The following is a 17893-nucleotide window of genomic DNA, read 5'->3' on the forward strand; positions in this document are numbered from 1 at the left end:
ATAATTTATCTCAATTACAGAAACCGTTTTCTATAAATAAAGTTATTGCAATGCACTATGGCTTTTGCTAAACTTTTCCCGGCACAGGAATCGTACAAATCCCCCGTATTAAGTGCAGCATTTTCTGCAGCTGCGATTGAAACGAAAAAAAACAAATTGTATTACATACATAAAACAAAATAAATGACAGCTTGCCCACAATCGTAATTCTCCGATTGTTTTATTATGAAACAAAAAATATTTCTGCTGTTTCTCTTGCAAAAGAAGTAATAATGATTATATGTTTATTTCAATCTTTCACTGATATCAAGATCATTTTTCTTAGCAGTTTCCCTCGCAATTTCATATCCGGCATCGGCATGACGAATAACACCCAGCCCCGGATCGTTTCGCAACACCCGGCTTAAGCGGGCGGCAGCTTCATTGGTTCCATCGGCAACTATTACCATGCCTGCATGAATGCTGTAGCCCATCCCTACCCCACCGCCATGATGCAAACTCACCCAACTGGCGCCGCCCGCAGTATTCACCAATGCATTTAATATGGGCCAGTCGGCCACCGCATCGCTGCCATCCTGCATTGATTCTGTTTCGCGGTTGGGCGACGCCACAGAGCCGGTATCGAGATGATCGCGACCAATTACAATGGGCGCTTTTACTTTTCCTGTTCTTACCAGTTCATTAAATGCCAGTCCGGCTTTTTCTCTTTCACCTTGCCCCAGCCAGCAAATACGCGCCGGCAATCCCTGAAAGGCAATTTTTTCTTTGGCCAGTTTGAGCCAGCGTTGCAATGATTTATTTTCAGGGAACATATTACCAATCACTTCATCGGTTACCGCAATATCCTGCGGATCGCCACTCAATGCCGCCCAACGGAATGGCCCTTTTCCTTCACAAAACAACGGACGAATATAAGCAGGCACAAACCCGGGAAAATCAAATGCGTTCTTCAATCCTTTTTCCTGCGCCCTTGCGCGTATATTGTTTCCATAATCGAATGTAATGGCGCCCTTTTGCTGCAATTCAATCATCAGTTGCACATGCGTGTACATCGAATTATAGGCATATTCAATATACTCATCGGGATTTTTCTCCCTCAATATTTTGGCCTGCTCATAGGAAATTTCGTGCGGCCAGTATCCGATCAGCGGATCATGGGCCGAAGTTTGATCGGTTAATGTATCGGGAATTATATTTCTTGCTATTAACCGTTGCAACAGGTGAACGGCATTGGCCAGCACACCAATCGATAGTACTTCGCCCTTTTCTTTTGCCTGTACTGCGCGATCAATAGCAGCATCGATATCGGTCATTTTTACATCGAGGTATTTTGTTTCGATGCGTTTGTCGATGCGCCATTCTTCTACCTCAGCGATCAGCGCCACACCCTCGTTCATTATTATGGCCAGTGGCTGTGCGCCACCCATACCACCCAAACCTGCTGTTACATTCAATGTGCCTTTCAGCGAACCGCCAAAATGTTTATTGGCAGCTGCCGCATAGGTTTCATAGGTTCCCTGCACAATGCCCTGGCTGCCGATATAAATCCATGAGCCGGCAGTCATTTGTCCGTACATCATCAACCCCTTTCGTTCCAGTTCATCAAAATGCTGCCAGGTTGCCCATTTGGGAACCAGTTGCGAATTGGAAATCAAAATACGGGGCGCATTGCTATGCGTTTGTAAAATGCCAACCGGTTTACCGCTTTGTACCAGTAAAGTTTCATTATCGTTTAAGTCCTTTAAGGCTTTAATGATCAGGTCGAGCGCTTCAAAATTACGGGCGGCCTTACCCCGCCCGCCATATACGATCAGGTCGTCGGGCCGCTCAGCTACTGCTGGATCAAGATTGTTCAGCAACATGCGCAGAGCGGCTTCCTGTATCCAGCCTTTGCATGTTAGTTGTGAACCGGTGGGCGTTTTGTATTTAACAGCATCGTATTTTTTAATGGTAGTTGACATAACACTGGGATTTTACTGGGATAAATGAGATTAATGGGATATTTGATTTTTAATAATGTTTTTATAAAGAAAAGCCATTGAACCCTTCGTTCAGCTGAACCTTTTTTAATACGGCAAATTCATTACAATGTTCAACAAACGAAAAATCGCTGATGATGCGTTTGATCTTATCAATATCGTCGGCAAAAATCCTGTCTTCTTCGGCAAAACTTACAAAACGGCGAACGTAATCGTGAGCCGATTCCAAAATTTCACTGCTCTTCAAAGGCCGTCTGAACTCAATAGCCTGACAGGCGCTGAGTAATTCAATAGCCAGAATAAATTCAAGGTTATCGAGCACCTGGTTCAGTTTACGGCCGCTGATACTGCCCATGCTCACATGATCTTCCTGCCCCAATGAGGTAGGGATACTATCGGCGCTGGCCGGAAAACAAAGTGTTTTATTTTCGGTAACCAATGCAGCCGTAGTGTATTGAGGAATCATGAACCCGCTGTTCAACCCAACATTTTTCATCAGCAACAGTGGCAAACCCCATTTGCCTTCGAGCAACAGATAGGTACGGCGGTCACTTATATTGCCGGCTTCGGCGGCAGCTACACAGGCATAATCGAGGGGCAAAGCCAGCGGTTGTCCGTGAAAGTTACCACCGCTGATGGTATCGTCGGCACTCAGGATAATCGGATTATCTGTTACCGAGTTCAGTTCAATTTCTGTAAGTTGTTTCAAATGAAGCCAGGCATTGCGCGAGGCGCCGTGTACCTGTGGCATACAACGCAAACTATAAGGGTCCTGCACCCGGCCGCAATCAACATGGCTTTGCATAATGGCGCTGCGGTGCAGCAGTAACCTCAATCGCTGCGCTACAAGCAGATTGCCTGCAAACGGACGCAGCTGGTGCAGCCGGTCATCAAAAGGCGCTTTGGTGCCGGTTAATGCTTCGAGGCTCATAGCGCCGATGATATCGGCCGCTTCGAGGCAATTGTGCATTCGCTGAACCGCCTTCACCGCAAATGACAATATAAACTGTGTACCGTTAATCAATGCCAGTCCTTCTTTGGGACCTAATTGTACAGACTGCAATCCAAACTGCTGCAATACATCATTCGACCTGTATCGTGAACCTTTATAATACACTTCGCCCAAACCTATCAGTGGCAGGAACAAATGCGCCAAAGGCGCCAGATCGCCCGATGCGCCTACGCTTCCTTTCTCGGGCACCACCGGTATTACATCCTGTTCAATATGCCAAAGAATGCGCTGCAACGTGCTTAACTGAACACCCGAATACCCTTTTGCCAATGCATGCACTTTGGTTATAAGCATAATTTTGGCCACTTCAACCGGTATAGGTTCTCCAACGCCCACGCTATGGCTTTGCAGAATTTTATGCTGTAATATGCGGGTATCTTCTTCCGAAACGGGTTTATTGGCCAATACGCCAAAGCCGGTATTGATGCCATACACCGTTTTATTATTTTCAACGATCTGTTGTACGTGCTGCTGGCTTTTATTTATATTATCGATAGCCGTTTTGTTCAGCACACCTTTTAGGCGGCCGGCAGCAATTGATAATACACTTCCTATGGTAAGCTGATCGATGCCGTATAAAAATTCCTGTTGCATAATATGTTTAATGGTTCAGTTTGTGTTGCACCCTGTCGAAAACCGATTCGCGCTGAAGGCCTTGTTCTATTTCACCAATGGCGGTTAAAAAATATTTGCTGTGCATGCCTTCCAATGCGAGTTCTTCCATAGCCTGTTTTATAGCGTCCCAGATAGGCTGTACCTGCTGCTGTAATTTTTTTCCTTTTGCAGTTAGGGCCACTACTTTTTTACGCGCATCATCACCGGCTGTAGTGGTTTTTATAAAGCCTTTCTGATGTAGACTGCTCACCAGCTGGCTAACCGACGAATGTGAAATGCCCAGCTCATCGGAAATATCTTTTATCGATACTCTTTCCTTCCCCGACAGAATATAAAAAACCGGGAACCAGGCTGCATCGAAAGACAATCCGTGCGCTTCATAAATATTATTTACATCGGCCAGAAAAGCTTCGCTCAGTCGTCGCAATCTGCTGCCGAAAACAAGGTATCCGAGTGATTCGTAAAAGCTCATAAAATTATATAAGTACTTATACAAATGTACAGAACTTAAAAATATCAGGTAAAAAAATGAATCGGGGGTTAGCTAATACAATTTTGTTGTAATTTCCAATCTTGCTGATACTATAGCATTGTGCATTTTTTAATACGTGTTAATTAGCGGGTTTTACCTAAATTCAAATCATTCCTTACAAAAAATAATCGGCAAATATGAAATCAGCATTGCGTGTACAACTTTCGGTGATGATGTTTTTCGAATTTTTTACCTGGGGGTCGTGGTATACTACTATCGGGGTTTATATGACCAATCACAATATGCCCAACTTAACCCATTGGCCGTATACAGTAAATCCGATAGCCGCCATTATAGCGCCGTTTTTTGTAGGATTGATTGCCGACCGTTTTTTCGCCACGCAAAAAGTATTGGGCACACTGCATATTGCAGGAGCTGTTTTTATGTTCCTCGCACCTTCGGCAGTTGGCAACCCGGTTACCTTTATTTTATTATTACTGGCCCATAACCTTTGCTATATGCCTACTATGAGCCTTGCCAATACTATTTGTTTTCATAAAATGAGCGATCAGGAAAAACAGTTTCCGTTAATTCGGGTATTTGGCACTGTAGGTTGGATCATTGCCGGTTTGATCATCAGTTTTGTATTACCCTCTTTTGTAGCAGATAAAGTTAAACCCGAAGAAACTGCCCTGCCGCTGTATTTAACGGCCATTTCGGGTTTGTTGCTTGGCATTTATAGTTTTTTTCTGCCAAATACACCGCCGCCGGCCGCCGGCCGCAAAGTATCGGCGCGCAGTATTATCGGCATAGATGCCTTCAAACAACTCGGCAGTTCATCGTTCTTTATTTTTCTTTTCAGTTCTTTTCTTATTTGTATTCCGCTTGCGGCTTACTATAATTTCACACAAACATTCCTGGAGGCAGCACAGTTTAAAAAAATTGCAGCAATACAAACGGTAGGACAGGTTTCTGAAACCCTGTTCATGGTATTGATGCCATTCTTCTTTTTACGACTGGGCGTTAAATGGATGCTGGCAGCCGGTATGCTGGCCTGGGTATTACGATATGTATTATTTGCCCTGGGTGCTCCCGATCAGGTAAGCTGGATGATTTTAACAGGCATTGCCCTCCATGGCATTTGCTACGACTTTTTCTTTGTAACCGGTCAGATTTATGTAGATAAAAAAGCAAACGCGCTTATCCGGGCGCAGGCACAGGGATTAATTGTGTTCGTTACTTATGGCATAGGTATGCTTGTTGGAGCGCAAACAGCCGGTATAGTATTTAATAAATTTCTGGGCAATGCCAAAGCCCTCACTTTACAACAATGGCAAAGTTTCTGGTGGCTGCCTGCCTCCTTTGCGGGAGCTGTTTTACTGTTCTTCGTATTATCTTTTAAAGACAAACAAAAAAACGGCGAACCAGTGGCAGAAGTACCGATTGAAATGGTATAAAAAAACACAGGATTAAGGGTACAATATGCATGATTAAGGAAGTATAAGGTAGTATCACAAATCACAAACTTCAAACAACAAACTATTCTATGGCACGTATTGCAATGCTCGGCTCCGGTTTTATTGGCCGGTTTTATGCCGACTCGTTACAGGGATACAGAAGTCGCGATAAAATTGTAAGCATTTACTCGCGTCGTGAAGAAAGCGCACGCAAGTTTGCGCAGGACTACCAGGTGCCTCATGTTACCACCGATATGGAAGAATCCATTGCCCACGCCGATGTAGATATAGTTTGTATTGCATTGCCCAATAACCTACACGAAGCGGCTGTAATGCTTTGCTGCAAACATAAAAAAGCGGTAATGACCACCAAACCGCTGGGCCGCAACGGAGATGAAGCAAAGCGCATGCTCGAAGCCGTTGAAAAAGCAGGCATTTTTAATGGTTACCTCGAAGATCTTGTTTATACACCCAAATTTATAAAGGCGCTCGACAGTGTTCAGAAAGGAGCCCTGGGCCGCATTTTATGGGCCAAATCGCGCGAAACCCATCCCGGTCCGCACAGCGACTGGTTCTGGGACCTTGAACAGGCTGGTGGTGGTTGCATACTTGACCTCGGCTGTCATTGTGTTGAAATAACCCGCAGCTATATTGGTAAAGACATTAAACCCATTGAAGTCATGTGCTGGGCCGATACACAGGTTAAACCCATCGACGCCGAAGACCATGCAATCGGGCTGGTGAAATACGAAAACGGCGCTATCGGGCAATTTGAAGTTAGCTGGACGTTCCGCGGTGGTCTTGATTTGCGCGATGAAGTAATGGGCTCTGAAGGCACCATCTGGATAAACAGTTTTTTACGCACCGGTTTCGATATGTTCACAACAGGTAAAGGGGCCGATTATGTGGCCGAAAAAGCCGAAAGCAATACCGGCTGGCTGTTTCCGGTAGGCGACGAACTGAATGAACTGGGCTATAACCATATGTTCATGGATATGTTCAATGCCATGGAGCAGGGCGCAGCTCCCAAAGAAACTTTTTACGATGGCTATGTGGTGAATTGCATTCTCGACGCCGCTTACCGCTCGGCCAAAAGCAAATTATGGGAGCCGGTTAAACTCGACATCTGGCGCGGAAAAACCGGCGTTTCAAAAGATAGTCATCTTACCGAATACGATGCCGAGCATTACCTGGTGAAAGAAGAAGTAACGCACTACGGCGCTAAAAAAGTAATTCTGAAGAATAAGAAAACGGGGAAGATCAGTGAGAAAGTGATGGAGTGACCCACCTATTCGCCACGAAAGCCGGAAAGAAAGTTAAACAACAACGTAATTTTCTTTCCGGCTTTTTGACTGATTGTTTATGACAGAACCTTTCTCAGACAACGATATTAAATTAATAAAATCAAGGATAGACAAATCCTGGTTTGAGCTATTGCGCATTTATTTTCCTTTTTTTATAGCACTGTTAATAGCCAATTATACAGGAAGAAAAAAAGGAGTAGGGGGTAAAATCGGCCTAATTGAATACCATAAAATTTATGTTATTGTCGCTGTTTTTTTCGCGACCGTTTTCATTGTATTCCTCCTGCTTGATTTTAGAAAAAGAGTATTGCCCTACATAAAGGAAAAGGCAACCGGCGAAAAAAAGTTATCTGCAGTTCGTGCCCGAAAATATTATGATCCGATATATAAACAATATCTTTTATTTCACCCTTTTAAGGATAATACCTACCTGATGATTTCACAACAGGTATTCGATTCTTTACAGGAAGGACAGGAAATAGAATTACAAACCGGTAATCTTACCGGTGTTCTGTTAGCATTGAAAATTAACAACGAGGTAATAAGCGAGGTAGAAGAGTTTCGTTTCAGGTAGTTGTTTAAAAAGACAAATCAGAGGCAAATAATATTAACAAACGAAAAGACATGGCTCAGATTTATTCTTTGCCATGCCTTTTGTTATAGCTTGTTTATTTGGTTTAATTCCCTCCCGTCTTCGGAGTTGTAGCACCAGCGGCTGAGGGCGGTGTAATATTTAATTTTTTAAGCACCAGCGGTAAAATATCGTCGGCGGCGGGGAAAGATATCAGTTGTTCTTTGGGCAGAATATAAGCGTACCCGTTTTCTTTGGCAACTGCCTGAGAAGTTTGAACTGCTTTTTGCTGAATAGGAGCCAGCAACTCCTGCTCATGTTTGTTAAGCAACTGCTGCCCTTCTTCATTCACAAAATTGGTCCATTTTAAATACAGCTCATTCAGTTCCTTTCTTTTTACTTCTTTCATCGCAGTAGTCCATTTTATAGAATCTGCTTTAAAAATGCTGTCTTTACGAAAAAATTCCATTTGATAATCATTACCCTGCTGAACCAATGCTTTCTGGTATTCCTGCAAATCAGCTGCTGCTTGTTTATATTCGGGCATAACATTGATCAGTTCCTGCAAACTAACATACCCGATTTTGGTTTGTGCCTGAAGATTGTTGGCTATGATGATGCCAATGATTACTAATACTGCTACAAATTGCCTTTTCATATTGGTGGGTTTAGAAATAGAGTCGCAAAAATAGGGTTAATCGCTGCGTGTGCAGCCAGGATATTCTAATTTTTATTTCACTAAGGTTTTTCACGTAGTACAAACTTATCGAAAGGCCCATTCGGGGCTACTTTTAAAGCTTTTTGATCATTACCCACATATCCCGAAGGGCTTCTTTAAACTTAGGCGCATCGAGCCTTGTTTTTTTGTAGTATTCAAAGCCCTGTTTGTTATAAAATTGTTGCGCAGCCGTATTTTGCTCAATTACTTTTAACCAAATCATTCCGGCGCCGGTTTGTTGTGCCACTTCAAATAACCGGTTCATAAGCTGGTGGCCAATGCCGGTTCCTTTAAAGGCGGGATAAATATAGATCTTCTCTAATTCAATCGCTTTTGTGGGTGGCGTATCAGGCAAAAGGCTGTTTTCGATGATTTTCATAAACCCCGCAACACCATTGTTTGCCTGGGCGAGAAAGTAATGTATGTGGGGGTTCAACAAGTCGTTTTTCAATTGTTCTTCTGCAAAACAGGCATCAAGGTACAATTGCAATCCGTCTTCTTCCCAATGGCTGGCAAAATTTTGTGAATAAGCTTCAATACAGTGATGTTGCAAATAGGAAAGGTCATCAACGGTTGCCCGTTTTATGCTAATCATAGTTTATTTATTTTTCAAACTAACGCCAAACGCATAATGCCGAACGCTAAATGCCAAAAGCTTAATACTGAAAGCGCAACGCAAAACGCTAAGGCAAACATTCGCCTTCAGCGTTTTGCGTTAAGCATTGAGCGTTCAGCGTTTAGCATTTATTTTAATTTCATATCCTGAATAATGCCCTGAATGCGCTTATCCAGTTCGCCGTGCGCCTGTATCGAATCAAAATCGACGGCACTGCCAAGGGTTGTATTTACACTAAAATAAAATTTGATCTTGGGCTCGGTACCGCTGGGGCGGGCAGATATTTTACTGCCATCGGCCAGTATAAATTGCAATACGTTCGATTTGGGCAGCTTTATTTCCCACTCATCGCCGGTTTGCAGATTCTTTCCCTGGCGCAGCTCATAATCCAGCAACTGCACTACCGGCGATCCGTTGATGGTTTGCGGCGGGTTGTTGCGATAGCCATCCATCATTTCGGCGATCTCCTTCTGACCATTCATGCCTTTTTTCGTAATAGAAATCAGGTGCTCCTTATAATAACCGTATTGTACATACAGGTCGATCAGCTTTTCGAATAAAGTTTTGCCTTTGTCTTTTTCGTAGGCAGCCATTTCGCACAACAAGGCTACAGCCGAAACCGCATCTTTATCGCGCAGCTTGTTACCGATCATTAATCCATAGCTTTCTTCACCGCCTACAATATAATTTTCGCTGGCTTCTTTTTCCTTGATCAGTTCGGCGATCCATTTAAAACCGGTGAGTACATTGTAACATTTAACACTGTTACCGGCCGCAATACGGTCGATCATTTCGGTGGTTACAATGGTTTTTACCACAAAGTCGTTGCTTTGCGCAATGCCTTTTGCTTTACGGGCTTCAATAATATAGTTGAAAGCCAGCACGGCTGTTTGGTTGCCATTCATCAGCACCCAGTTGCCCTGTTTGTCTTTAATGGCAATGCCCACGCGGTCGGCATCGGGGTCGGTACCCAGAAAGATATCAGCATCCAGCTCTTTGGCTTTTTTTAAGCCAATGCTCATGGCCTCACTTTCTTCGGGATTGGGATATACCACGGTAGGAAAATTACCATCGGGCTTCGACTGTTCTTCAACGATATGCACATTGGCGAATCCGAACCGCTCCAGCACCTGGGGCACCAGAGTAATGCCGGTACCATGAATGGGCGTATATACAATTTTAAGATCGCGCTGGCGGGTGATCACTTCAGGATACACACTCAGGCCTTTCACCATTTCGATATACTGCTCATCCATATCTTTGCTAATGAGCGAAATATTGGCTTCACCCCCACTCCATTTTACTTCGTTTACCGAAGCAATTTTTTCAACTTCTTTTATAACGTTCTTATCGTGGGGCGGCACCAGTTGTCCGCCATCGTTCCAGTAGGCTTTATACCCGTTGTATTCTTTGGGATTATGCGAAGCTGTTAATACCACACCACCCTGGCATCCCAGCTGACGTATGGTAAAGCTCAGTTCGGGTGTTGGCCGTAAAGCTTCGAATAAAAATACTTTAATGCCATTGGCGGCCATTACGTTCGCTGTGATTTCAGCAAACTGGCGGCTATTGTTACGGCTATCGTGTGCAATGGCAACCCGAATAGTACCACCGGGATATGTTTGATTCAGGTAATTGGCAAAGCCCTGTGTGGCCGTTCCCACAGTGTATTTGTTCATGCGGTTGGTACCTACGCCCATAATACCGCGCAAACCGCCCGTTCCAAATTCAAGGTTACGATAAAAAGCATCGGCCAGCTCGTTCAGGTTTTCTTTTTCCAGTCTGGCAATTTCCTGTTTGGTAGCTTCGTCAAAATTTCCGTCTTTCCAAACTTTTATGCGCTGCATAATTACATCATCCATAGTACTCAATTTGATGTTATTGTTGAAGGTTTGAAGGTATATAATTTTATGATTTGACAATTGGTTTATTACTTTGTCGTGAAACTGAAAACGTGAAACGGCAAATGGAACCACCCGGGAAAATTTACCTTTCAGGCGTTTTTTTCACATTTCACGTTTTACTTTTCACGATTTATCATCATAAATCATTACTGTGATTGTTCGAATCCAAAAATCATTCTTTTTCTTTTTAAAAATAGCGTTCGCCCTTTATCTGTTTGCAGGATTTGATACAAAATCCTGTGCCCAGGATAATACAACTGGCAATGAGCAATGGGCAATGGGCAATGTGAATAGCCGCACCCCGGTTCACCCCTTCAGCTTCCCGCAGTTTCATAACCCGGCAGTGAGCGATTCGCTCAATAAAAACCGTTTCTGGCTGATTGCCGGAACCCATGTCGCTTTATGGACCGGCTCCTACATCGCCTTAAATAAAGCCTGGTATGCCGGTTACCCGAAGCAATCGTTTCACTTTTTTAACGACAACGGCGAATGGAACCAGATGGATAAGGCCGGTCATACCTGGACGGCCTACCAGATCAGTCGCCTGTCGTCTGGTTTGTGGAAATGGAGCGGTTTGAATGAAAAAACAAGCATCTGGCTGGGGGGCATCAGCGGACTGGCATACCAAAGCATTATTGAAATACAGGACGGATTCAGCAGCGAATGGGGTTTTAGCTGGGGCGATATGACGGCCAATACCGTAGGCGCCGCCTCTTTTGTGGTGCAGCAACTGGCCTGGAAGGAACAACGCATTCAGATCAAATTAAGTTATTGGCCATATGAATATGGAAGTCCCGAATTGGTTACCCGGCGAAACCAGTTGTTTGGGAAAAGTTTGCCCGAAAGAATGTTGAAGGATTATAACTCGCAAACCTATTGGCTGAGCGCTAATGTACATGCATTTTTTGAAGGTTCTTCATGGCCTGCCTGGCTGAATATTGCCGCCGGATACAGCAGCGACGGCATGCTGGGCGGTTATACCAATGCCTGGATCGATAAACAGGGCAATGCATTTAACCGGTTCGATATTCCACGGGTGCGTCGCTTCTTTTTATCGCCCGATATTGATCTTACCCGTATTAAAACAAAAAGTAAATTCCTGAAAACTGTTTTTTCAGTTGTCAATATGGTAAAGATCCCTGCGCCGGCTATTGAATTAAATTCGAAAGGCAAGCTGAAGTTGCATGCGTTATACTATTAGTTGCCGGTTACCGGATTCCGGGTACCTGGTAACCGGTAACTGGTAACTTTGATATTACTCCATATATGCACCCTTTACAACTTCCCCTTCCACCTCAACAAAAATATGTTCCTGCAGGGTGGTTGCTACAGATAAACCTACATAGTCAGTGGCAATCGGGTAGGTTTTGTGGGTTCGTTCAACCAGCGCCAGTGTTTGAATTTTTTTGGGCAAATAAGCCAGAAAGGGTTTTATGGCATATAACATGGTTTTACCGCTATTGGCCACATCGTCGATTACAATAATTACTTTATTGGTAAAATCCATGGGTTTGCTAAGGGTAATTTCACCGGGCGATTTTTTATCGAGCGAAATATCTATCAGTTCAATCGAAACTTTACTAATTGCCTGCAACATACCTTGAATATTTCGGGCAATGGTGCTGCCATTTTCACGTACACCGGCCAGAATGATCTGCTGTTCATCGAGGTTGTTTTCTATGATCTCATAGGCAATACGCTGCAATTTCCGGGCTACCGTACCTTCATCAAGAATATAATTTCGCGCCATTAATTTTTTTGGCCAAATCTAATTAAAGTTTGTGGTTTGTGGTTTATAGTTTGTGGTTCTTTCGATTCCGCATTTGCACATTTTCAAATTTTCAAATTATCACATTTTCAAATTACCTTAGCTTCATGTCATATATACCACAGATCCTGTTCATCATTTTAGCGGCGGTTGCCATATGGCTTTTCAGTAAAAAGATCATGAGCATACGCCGTAATATTTTATTAGGTAAAGATGCGCCCTATAACGATCGGGCCGGCGAACGGTGGAAGAATGTGTTGCTGCTTGCATTTGGTCAAAAGAAAATGTTCCGTAACCCGCTCGTTGCCGTTATGCACTTTTTTATTTATGCGGGTTTTATCATCATTAATATCGAAGTGCTTGAAATATTCATCGACGGTGTAGCTGGCACGCACCGGATCTTTGCAGGCTTTGGTGGTGCAATATATCCCTATCTTATCGATGCCTTTGAATTTCTGGCAGTAACCGTATTATTAGCCTGTGTAATATTTCTTATAAGAAGAAATGTGGTGAAGGTAAAACGGTTGGCAAGCCCCGACCTGAACGGATGGCCGCGCAGCGATGCAAATTATATCCTGATCACCGAGATTGTTTTGATGACCCTTTTTCTGACCATGAACTCGGCCGATACCATGCTGCAACAAAGAGGGTATTCGCATTATGCCGAACACATTACCGGCAATTTTACGTTTTCTTCCCTGCTTCATCCGCTGCTGGGCGAGTTTAGCAGCAGTGCACTGGTTGGTATTGAAAGAACCTGCTGGTGGCTGCACATTGCAGGTATTTTTGCTTTTTTAAATTATATACCGTATTCGAAGCACCTGCACATTATGCTGGCTTTTCCCAATGCGTATTATACCCGGCTGCAGCCAATGGGTAAAATAAACAATATGCCGGCCATTCAAAACGAAGTGCTGTATGCCATGCAGCCCGAACTGGCTCCTGCCGATGCTGCGCCACCTGCTACATTCGGCGCCAAAGAAGTAACCGACCTTAGCTGGCGCAATATAATGGATGCCTATTCCTGTACCGAGTGCGGCCGGTGCAGTGCGGCCTGCCCCGCTACCATTACCGGTAAAAAATTATCGCCCCGCAAGATCATGATGGCCACACGCGACCGGGTCGAAGATATAGGCCGTAATATTGATACAAACGGTGAATTTAAAGATGATGGCAAAACACTTTTACACGATTATATTACTGTTGAAGAATTGCGTGCCTGCACTACCTGCAATAGTTGTGTGCAGGAATGTCCGGTAAGTATTAGTCCGCTTGAAATTATCCTCGAACTACGCCGCTCTCTCGTTATGGAAGAAAGCAATGCCCCGCAGGAATGGAATGCGATGTTCAGCAATATCGAAAACAACTTTGCGCCATGGAAGTTTAGTCCTGATGACAGGGATAAATGGGTGGAAGAGCTGAGCTCGAAGTAAAGATTCCGGTTCCCAATTTACTGTTACCGGTTACCGGGATCCCGGAAACCGGTATCCGGTAACAAGGAAAGCCCCGCACTTGCGTGCAGGGCCCTCATCAAATAAAACTTATTATGAGCTATGGGAAGAAACATTAATCCTTCGACTGCGCTCAGGATTTAAAACAGTCCTTCGACTACGCTCAGGACTTATAGTAATACAATCGGGAACGATACGCCGGCAATAGTTACCGTTGCATTGGCATCGCAACCGCTGCTACCATAATCCAGTGTACGGGTAAGACCGCCATTGGGTGTAATTTCCACCTTACCGCTTTCGAACCATCTGCAACTCATTTTACGAACCAAAGCCTGTGTAATATTGATGGTATACGATACGCCCGATGCAGTAGTGCCGCTGGCAGAACCGGTTATTGAATAAGTATCATCAAGAAGGTTCAACGGTGTTGAAGCGCCATCAACCCACTCGCGCTGACGGGTAGAGTTCCATGTAATGGTACCGCCGCTATTGGCTTTAATTATTTGTCCGTTTACTTCAACTTTATACACCAGGTGGGCCGATGCGTTTTTACCCAGGTTGGTTGTTTTATGAGTTCCTTTGATTTGGTTATCGTTTACAAAGTAATTATCGAAAGTAATGTTAATCACAGTGCCCGAATCGCGGTACTTGCCGGTCCAGCTGGCCAGTATTTTACCACGACGGTATCTGGCATCAATACACAAACAATTGCTGGTGCCGAAGTCGATAACGATGGTGCGGGTAGTGCTTACGGTATCAACGGTAACGCTGCCGCAGCCGCCAAAAATGTTTTCAACACGGGCTGTACCATCATTATTGGTAGCTAACCTGAAGCTAAAGCTGGTGCCTGCCGAAGCAGAAGCATCGACCATGGTATTTACATCGTTATAGTTTGATTCAGCCATTGAATTATCCGTGGCAGATGTGGTATCTGTGTCGGATTTTGCGTCTTTTTTACAGCCAATAAACGAGAAAGTAATTAATAATGAAGCGATTACGCCTAAGGTAAGGGTTTGCTTTTTAATCATGGGGTACGTTTTAATTTACGGTCAGACCGGTTATTGATTTTAGGGTTTAAAACGTATAGCAGAATTTTTTGGTGTGTTTGATGGAAGGGAAAATTATTTAATCTTATAATATATTGATAGTGAGGGGCGAATTGGCTGCTGATGTAAATCTGAAGTCTGAGGTCGGAAGTTTGAAGTCAGATTGAACCCGATAATTTATCCTCCTTATTTATTCGCACCTCATCCGATTACAATCATCGGACATCCGACATCCGACTTCTGACTTCTTTCTCCTGGATTTGTTCGGGATTGCATTGGGACTGCTATAGGGTTTGTTCGCAAATTTGCGAACAAGCTGCGACTTTGACCCGGCATAGACCCGGTTCAGACCTTAATCAGACCCGAACAAATGGCCTATTTCTTTCTTACAATGCGCCAGGTCATAATAACAGCCGTAACAGCAAAAATACCTCCGATGATCCAGCTGATGAGGCTTTCATGCGCATTGAGCTTATTAACGATCAGCTGACCGCCGAATATAAATATAGCATTCCCCATAAAGGTGCCAATGCCAATACCAGCTATATACACATTATAGTGATCGTTTCGGGGGTGCAGTATTTTTTTGGTGAACAGGGCGGTGCTCCAGCCAAACCAAAAGGGTATCTGGGCCGGGTTTACCGCACTCATGGCAACACCCAGCCAAAAGCGATGTATGGTATGGGAAAGAATTACGTTTTTGGTTTGATGCGTACCCGACGCTGCTATAAAATTGAATATTGCCAGCGCCACAATGATAAATACCGTAAACCATTCGAGCCGGCGGAAGAGTTTATTTTGTTTTCGAACCCAGTCCATCGCCACCAGCGAAATGCGCACATAAATGATCTCTACCAGCAATGCACCCAATGAAAAATACAGGGCCGGGCGTATGCCGTCGCTAACGGATATCTGCATAGCCGCTACGTTCAACGTTCCCAGCGGCAGCGTGCCCAGGAAGCTAATGAACATGCCCGTAACGAAAATGCGTAGTAGTTTCATTAATTCAGTTTGAAACAGTTTGAAACAGTTTGAAGTTTGTGGTTTATGCCCGCCCGGATGACCCGGTCGGACGGGGTTTGTGGTTCTTTAGGTGAATCTTTCCGTGTAATAATAATTCTGTTGAACTTTTAAGGTGTAGAGTTTTAATAATGAAACTCCAAAACGCGGCAGCAACCATAAACCATAAACTATTCTGCCATGGCAGCCAGCTTCTGCGACCACAATTTATCTTCCCTGAACATGGCAACACCTTCTTTCAATGAAAGATAGCGATGACCTTTTTTATGGTTCAAACGGCTTACACGGTACAAAAATATCCAGTGCCTGATAATTTCTTTCCAGGCAAAGAATAAGGAGTGCCGGGGATCATAAATATGGGTTGGCTCGGAACCGGCTCCGTTCACTTCAATGATCGAAAAGTTTTTGCCTTGTTTCAGCGCGTCCCAGGTATCGAAACGAATATCGAGCCGGCCGAAATAAAAACCGGGTATCTGCCTGCAAACGTCATCAATTACCCGCGTAATGGCTTCATCGGCCAAATGACTGTCGTCGAGGAACTTTGCACCGCGGGCATGATTGCCATAAGGCGAAACGATCTTTTTTTCTCCTTCGGGCAGTACTTCGTTTAAACCGTTGCCATGAATAATTTCAAGACTGTTAAGATACATCAATGCCCTTTTATCCTGTTGCAACAATTGATGAATGGTGTGCTTTCCATCGCCTGTTACCGATAAAAACTCTTTGCGTACAATACCGGTGACCATTCCTTTTTCAGAACCGGGATATCGTACATAAAAAATACCCGCTTCGTTTTTCCAGGGAACAAACTCCTGTATATGAAAATCAAGAAATGCGCCATGTGTATAGGTAATTACATCCTGTTCATGGCATAACACCTTTATACCCCGGCCACGTGCACCAATATTGGGTTTCCCAATGAGCGGAAACTGTAAACCGGCCCGTTGCAGATCTTTCAATACCATTTGGCCATTGGCCGGTATCGAAAAGAAAACAGTAGGCGGATGATATTGCGGGGGAATAATAGTAATGATGTCTTTTTTCGATTCACATAAAAAACCGCCATTCTTAATAGTGGGATTGGAGGCGGCAAAGAAAAAGAACGACCTGGCCCGCAGGCACAATGCTACCCAAACCGGGTAAATACACAGATAAACGGCCGTAAAGCTCCAGTATTCCCAGTTAAATAATTTTATAAAAAAAGGTCGGTGCAGGATGCGTTGTATGCTTTTCATTATCGGCCTGCCATTGATTTTTCGACAGTTAAGTTTGTGTTGTAGGCACTGCTGTTTTTAAGATCGAGATATTGCATTTGTATAGCTTCATCAGTAATGGCCATTGAAGTAACGCTTACGGTAAATACCTGTCCGTTCCGGTTCATGCGTAAATCGTTGTGCGCATCGCCATCGCCGGTAAACTGGTGAAAGTTCAGAATATCCTGTTGCGACAATTGTTTGTTTTTTTGCAGCCAGTTGCTGAACCAGCTTTTGCGTTTTTTGATCACCTCCTCATCGTACAACGTAACACTCGACCATATATGTGGTTGCAATGCATTTACCTTTAAACTGTGTTTTTTTGATCCATCCCACCGGCATTCAAAAAGTTGTCCCTGATTCCATATGATGGCGGTAAAAGGTTCAATCTGCTCCGGATTTATCTTTTCAAAACCGGTAACCGGGTTATCAGCAGCGATCAGGTCAAGTAAAATCAGTCCGCGGCTTTTGCGGTAAGGCGGTGCGGGTGTATGACGAATAAAACCGCCATTCAAAAAAACGATCGCATTACCGTTTTCATGGGCAGCGATCCAGGTACCACCGGCATCGCCGTCTTTCGGAAACAACAGCTTGCCCGATGCAAAACGATATACGTCAGGCGGCAAAGCACTGGAACGCCAATGCTTTTCATCGCGGTTGGATGTAAGATATATTTTATGCCCACACCCTTGCATGACAGGAATAAA

At 44.0% G+C, this 17893-nt stretch carries 16 protein-coding genes; 5 read left to right on the plus strand and 11 right to left on the minus strand.

What is annotated here, in order from left to right; genetic code table 11:
- Positions 1–284 precede the first annotated feature (284 nt).
- From hutU to AC59IL_RS16370, 3 genes are all read right to left on the minus strand, one after another.
- Positions 285–1961 carry a urocanate hydratase gene (gene hutU, locus AC59IL_RS16360; protein ID WP_496553239.1) on the minus strand — a complete coding sequence of 559 codons (1677 nt, stop codon included), beginning with the start codon at positions 1959–1961 and terminating at the stop codon, positions 285–287.
- A gap of 61 nt (positions 1962–2022) precedes the next feature.
- Entirely contained in the window at positions 2023–3585 is a 1563-nt protein-coding gene (hutH, locus tag AC59IL_RS16365) for a histidine ammonia-lyase (RefSeq protein ID WP_496553240.1), read from the minus strand.
- Positions 3586–3592: 7 nt separating this feature from the next.
- Positions 3593–4078 carry a MarR family winged helix-turn-helix transcriptional regulator gene (locus tag AC59IL_RS16370; RefSeq protein WP_496553241.1) on the minus strand — a complete coding sequence of 162 codons (486 nt, stop codon included), beginning with the start codon at positions 4076–4078 and terminating at the stop codon, positions 3593–3595.
- A 197-nt stretch (positions 4079–4275) separates the two neighbouring features.
- Here AC59IL_RS16370 and AC59IL_RS16375 point away from each other — a divergent pair, with 197 nt between their 5' ends.
- The 3 genes from AC59IL_RS16375 to AC59IL_RS16385 all read left to right on the plus strand — a co-directional run bounded on the left by AC59IL_RS16375 (position 4276) and on the right by AC59IL_RS16385 (position 7413).
- Positions 4276–5535, plus strand: coding sequence for an MFS transporter (locus tag AC59IL_RS16375; protein WP_496553242.1), 1260 nt, complete (start codon positions 4276–4278; stop codon positions 5533–5535).
- A gap of 89 nt (positions 5536–5624) precedes the next feature.
- Entirely contained in the window at positions 5625–6818 is a 1194-nt protein-coding gene (locus tag AC59IL_RS16380; protein WP_496553243.1) for a Gfo/Idh/MocA family protein, read from the plus strand.
- Positions 6819–6897: 79 nt separating this feature from the next.
- Entirely contained in the window at positions 6898–7413 is a 516-nt protein-coding gene (locus tag AC59IL_RS16385; protein ID WP_496553244.1) for a hypothetical protein, read from the plus strand.
- Between the two features lie 103 nt (positions 7414–7516).
- Here AC59IL_RS16385 and AC59IL_RS16390 read toward each other — a convergent pair whose 3' ends face one another.
- The 3 genes from AC59IL_RS16390 to AC59IL_RS16400 form a co-directional block, all read right to left on the minus strand.
- Positions 7517–8068, minus strand: a complete 552-nt coding sequence (locus AC59IL_RS16390; protein WP_496553245.1) for an OmpH/Skp family outer membrane protein — start codon at positions 8066–8068, stop codon at positions 7517–7519.
- 133 nt (positions 8069–8201) lie between these two features.
- A complete protein-coding gene (locus AC59IL_RS16395; RefSeq protein ID WP_496553246.1) occupies positions 8202–8723 on the minus strand; it encodes a GNAT family N-acetyltransferase in 522 nt (173 codons plus the stop codon).
- A gap of 149 nt (positions 8724–8872) precedes the next feature.
- Positions 8873–10606 carry a phospho-sugar mutase gene (locus AC59IL_RS16400; RefSeq protein ID WP_496553247.1) on the minus strand — a complete coding sequence of 578 codons (1734 nt, stop codon included), beginning with the start codon at positions 10604–10606 and terminating at the stop codon, positions 8873–8875.
- A 193-nt stretch (positions 10607–10799) separates the two neighbouring features.
- On the opposite strand from AC59IL_RS16400, the gene AC59IL_RS16405 reads away from it, so the two are divergent.
- Positions 10800–11849, plus strand: coding sequence for a DUF2279 domain-containing protein (locus AC59IL_RS16405; protein WP_496553248.1), 1050 nt, complete (start codon positions 10800–10802; stop codon positions 11847–11849).
- Between the two features lie 54 nt (positions 11850–11903).
- On the opposite strand, the gene AC59IL_RS16410 is transcribed toward AC59IL_RS16405, so the two are convergent.
- On the minus strand, positions 11904–12398 hold the full coding sequence (locus tag AC59IL_RS16410; RefSeq protein WP_496553249.1) for a phosphoribosyltransferase family protein: 495 nt from the start codon (positions 12396–12398) through the stop codon (positions 11904–11906).
- 125 nt (positions 12399–12523) lie between these two features.
- On the opposite strand from AC59IL_RS16410, the gene AC59IL_RS16415 reads away from it, so the two are divergent.
- Entirely contained in the window at positions 12524–13849 is a 1326-nt protein-coding gene (locus tag AC59IL_RS16415) for a 4Fe-4S dicluster domain-containing protein (protein ID WP_496553250.1), read from the plus strand.
- A gap of 188 nt (positions 13850–14037) precedes the next feature.
- Here AC59IL_RS16415 and AC59IL_RS16420 read toward each other — a convergent pair whose 3' ends face one another.
- The 4 genes from AC59IL_RS16420 to AC59IL_RS16435 all read right to left on the minus strand — a co-directional run bounded on the left by AC59IL_RS16420 (position 14038) and on the right by AC59IL_RS16435 (position 17881).
- The gene (locus AC59IL_RS16420) at positions 14038–14895 is read right to left on the minus strand and encodes a hypothetical protein (RefSeq protein ID WP_496553251.1); all 858 of its coding nucleotides are present in this window, start codon (positions 14893–14895) and stop codon (positions 14038–14040) included.
- Positions 14896–15288: 393 nt separating this feature from the next.
- Positions 15289–15915: a LysE family translocator gene (locus AC59IL_RS16425; protein ID WP_496553252.1), complete on the minus strand. Its 627-nt coding sequence runs from the start codon at positions 15913–15915 to the stop codon at positions 15289–15291.
- A 188-nt stretch (positions 15916–16103) separates the two neighbouring features.
- Positions 16104–17168, minus strand: coding sequence for a hypothetical protein (locus AC59IL_RS16430; RefSeq protein ID WP_496553253.1), 1065 nt, complete (start codon positions 17166–17168; stop codon positions 16104–16106).
- A complete protein-coding gene (locus tag AC59IL_RS16435) occupies positions 17168–17881 on the minus strand; it encodes an NRDE family protein (protein ID WP_496553254.1) in 714 nt (237 codons plus the stop codon). Before AC59IL_RS16435 ends, AC59IL_RS16430 begins: the two co-directional genes overlap by 1 nt.
- Between the last annotated feature and the right edge of the window lie 12 nt (positions 17882–17893).

This window comes from Niastella sp. sgz303648 (genome assembly GCF_059587045.1).